The sequence below is a fragment of the Streptomyces triticisoli genome, from assembly GCF_003270085.1.
Lineage (GTDB): Bacteria > Actinomycetota > Actinomycetes > Streptomycetales > Streptomycetaceae > Streptomyces > Streptomyces triticisoli.
This window is the reverse complement of the sequence record NZ_QFDQ01000226.1, coordinates 1-3,240: the sequence shown is the minus strand read 5'-3', so window position 1 is coordinate 3,240 and position 3,240 is coordinate 1. Positions and strand designations below refer to the sequence as shown.

The following is a 3,240-nucleotide window of genomic DNA, read 5'->3' as shown; positions in this document are numbered from 1 at the left end:
CCCAGCAGCCTGTTCGCGGCCCAGCCGATCGCCAGGCCCACGGCCACCGCCACCACCGCGGACAGCACCAGGTCGAGCCCGGCGCCGGGAGGTGACGTACCCATCCCTCCGCGGGCCGCCACACGCCGACCCAGCTGCCGTACGCGCCGTCGCAGCGCAGCGCCACCGCGCAGTGCTCCGGGGTGAGCGCCTGCCCCGGCTGGATCGCGAACGGCGTCACCACGCAGTCGGGCAGCACCAGACAGTCCGGGAAGCGCACCGGCAGCATGCTGCCGAGGACGCCCCAGCCCAGCCGTTCCCGGCCGGGCGAGGGCGCGTCCGAGCGGATCAGCAGCAGCCCGCTGTCCGGGTCGGCGAGCAGCAGCCGGTCGTCGCTGCCGGCCGCGATCTGCAGCAGCGGGGACGTCTCGCCGCCGCGCCCGAGGTCCACCACGACCGCCTTGGTGCGCCCGCCGGTCCGCCGGTCCAGGGCGAGCAGCCGTCCGGCGCGGTCCAGCCAGACCCCGCCCGAGCAGCGGCCCGGCACCTCGGCCAGCTGCTCGGGTCCCCGGGTGCCGCCCGCCACCAGCCACACCGCCGTGGAGCGCGGGCCCGCGGCGAGCGCGTACGCCCGCTCGCCGTCCGGCGCCGGGGGCAGCAGCCGCAGCCGGGCGTCCTTCGCGCACTCGAGGGCGCCGAGCGGCAGTTCGCCGGTGCCGGGGCCGGTCGGGTACAGCAGCGAGAAGGCGTGCCGGCCGGCCACCAGCCGCCGGACGAGAACCCGGCCGTCGCCCATCGGCTGCACCTCCGTGCCGGGCTCCTCGGGCTGGTTGCCGGGCAGCGGCACCGCGTACGGCTCGGGGCCGTCCAGCGTCCACCGCTCGGGGTACCAGGAGTCGCCGCTGCGTGCGAGCCGGGCGGCGTAGGCGCCGTCCGCCGTGATCGTGCAGCCCGCCCGCGGGGCACCGTCGTCCTCGTCGGCCGCCGAAGGCTCGGCAACGCAGACTGTCATCGTTCGGTCACCTCCTGCGAGGACGGTAGTTTTCGTAGGCACAGACGGCGGACCGGCGGGCGGCGGCTTCACACATACGGGTGGCCCAGGAACGATTCGCCTGAGGAAACCGAGACCGGTGTGCTCGGCGGGCGCGGTCCCGGAAGGGGGCGGCGGCAGCGGTTCAGCCGCGGCGAACACCCAGGTAGCCTTGCACCCGTGCCCCTTCTGTCTGATGTCATCGCCGCGCTGGAGAACCTGTGGCCCGCCGAGCGGGCCGAGTCCTGGGACGCGGTCGGCACCGTCGTGGGCGACCCCGACCAGGAGGTCGGCCGGGTGCTGTTCGCCGTCGACCCGGTGCAGGAGACCGTCGACGAGGCGGTGAAGCTGGGCGCCGACCTGCTGGTCGTCCACCACCCGCTGTACCTGCGCGGTACGACGACCGTGGCGGCCTCCACCTTCAAGGGCCGCGTGGTGCACACCCTCATCAAGAACGACATCGCCCTGCACGTGGCCCACACCAACGCCGACACCGCCGACCCGGGCGTCTCCGACGCGCTGGCCGGGGCGCTGGACCTGCGGGTCGTACGCCCCCTGGTGCCGGACCCCACCGACCCGGGCGGACGCCGGGGCCTGGGCCGCGTCTGCGAGCTGGACCACCCGCTGACCGTGCGCGAGCTCGCCGCCCGCGCCGCCGAGCGGCTGCCCGCCACCGCGCAGGGCATCCGGGTGGCCGGCGACCCCGACGCACTGGTCCGTACGGTCGCCGTCAGCGGCGGCTCCGGCGACAGCCTCTTCGACCACGTACGGGCCGCCGGCGTCGACGCCTTCCTCACCGCGGACCTGCGCCACCACCCGGCCTCGGAGTTCATGGCGGCTCGCGCCCACCGTCCGATCGCGCTGCTCGACGCGGCGCACTGGGCCACCGAGTGGCCCTGGTGCGAGCTGGCCGCCGCCCAGCTCGACGAGATCTCCGACCGGCACGGATGGGGCCTGCGCGTCCACGTGTCCAAGACGGTCACCGATCCCTGGACCGCCCACGCGGCATCCACCGCCACCGACGAACCAACGGGAGCCCCCAACTGAACGCCGCGTCCCCCGACCAGATCCGACTCCTCGACGTCCAGGGTCTCGACGTCCGCCTGCAGCAGCTCGCGCACAAGCGGAAGTCCCTCCCCGCGCACGCCGAGATCGAGTCGCTGAGCAAGGACCTGTCCCAGCTGCGCGCCCTGCTGGTGGCCGCGCAGACCGAGGAGAGCGACTGCGCCCGCGAGCAGACCAAGGCCGAGCAGGACGTGGACCAGGTGCGCGCCTCGCTCGCCAAGCGGCAGGGCGACCTGGAGGACGTCGTCCTGGAGGTCATGGAGCGGCGTGAGTCCGCGCAGGAGCGGGTCACCGAACTGACCGGGCGCGTCGCGTCCGTGCAGGCCAAGATCGACGACGCGACCGCGCGCCGGGACGCGGCCCTGGAGGAGATCGACGGCGAGGTGGCGTCCGTGACGAAGGAGCGCGAGGTCATCGCCGCCGCCGTCCCCGCGGACCTGCTGAAGCTCTACGAGAAGCTGCGCGAGCAGCACGGCGGCATCGGCGCGGCCAAGCTGTACCAGCGCACCTGCCAGGGCTGCCGTCAGGAACTCGCCATCACCGAACTGAACGAGGTCCGCGCGGCGGCGCCCGACACGGTCGTACGCTGCGAGAACTGCCGCCGCATTCTGGTGCGCACCGCCGAGTCCGGTCTGTAAGGGGCGGCCGGCGTGCGGGAGTTCATGGTCGAGGCCGACGGAGGGTCGCGGGGCAACCCGGGGCCCGCGGGCTACGGCGCGGTGGTGTTCGACGCGGCGACGGGGGAGCCCCTGGCGGAGAGCGCGGAGTACCTGGGCGTCGCCACCAACAACGTCGCCGAGTACCGCGGCCTCCTGGCCGGCCTGCGCGCCGCGCACGCCCTGGACCCCTCGGCGAGGGTCCACGTCCGCATGGACTCCAAGCTGGTCGTCGAGCAGATGTCGGGCCGCTGGAAGATCAAGCACCCGGACCTGAAGCCGCTGGCCACGGAGGCCGCCCGGGTGTTCCCGCCCGGGCAGGTGACGTACGAGTGGATCCCGCGGGAGTCGAACAAGCACGCCGACCGCCTGGCCAACGAGGCGATGGACGCGGGGGCGCGGGGTGAGGAGTGGTCGGCGCCGGCGTCCCCTGCGGCGCCGGGGACGGCGGACGCCGGCGCGGGTGCCGGTGCCGACGTCCGGGCGGCGCGTGCCGCGTCCGCCTCCGGC

4 protein-coding genes are annotated in these 3,240 nt (G+C 75.0%); 3 read left to right on the top strand and 1 reads right to left on the bottom strand.

Annotated elements, in window-relative coordinates:
* Positions 1–991 (bottom strand): hypothetical protein (locus DEP02_RS27815; protein WP_232839300.1); only part of this gene is annotated, 991 nt, incomplete at its 3' end.
* 198 nt (positions 992–1,189) lie between these two features.
* On the opposite strand from DEP02_RS27815, the gene DEP02_RS27810 reads away from it, so the two are divergent.
* The 3 genes from DEP02_RS27810 to DEP02_RS27800 form a co-directional block, all read left to right on the top strand.
* Positions 1,190–2,056, top strand: coding sequence for a Nif3-like dinuclear metal center hexameric protein (locus tag DEP02_RS27810; RefSeq protein ID WP_112470438.1), 867 nt, complete (start codon positions 1,190–1,192; stop codon positions 2,054–2,056).
* Positions 2,053–2,712 (top strand): zinc ribbon domain-containing protein, encoded by a 660-nt coding sequence (locus DEP02_RS27805; protein WP_112470439.1) that lies wholly within the window; start codon positions 2,053–2,055, stop codon positions 2,710–2,712. Before DEP02_RS27810 ends, DEP02_RS27805 begins: the two co-directional genes overlap by 4 nt.
* A 12-nt stretch (positions 2,713–2,724) precedes the next feature.
* Positions 2,725–3,240: reverse transcriptase-like protein (locus tag DEP02_RS27800; protein WP_157977552.1), on the top strand; the 516-nt coding region annotated here is incomplete at its 3' end.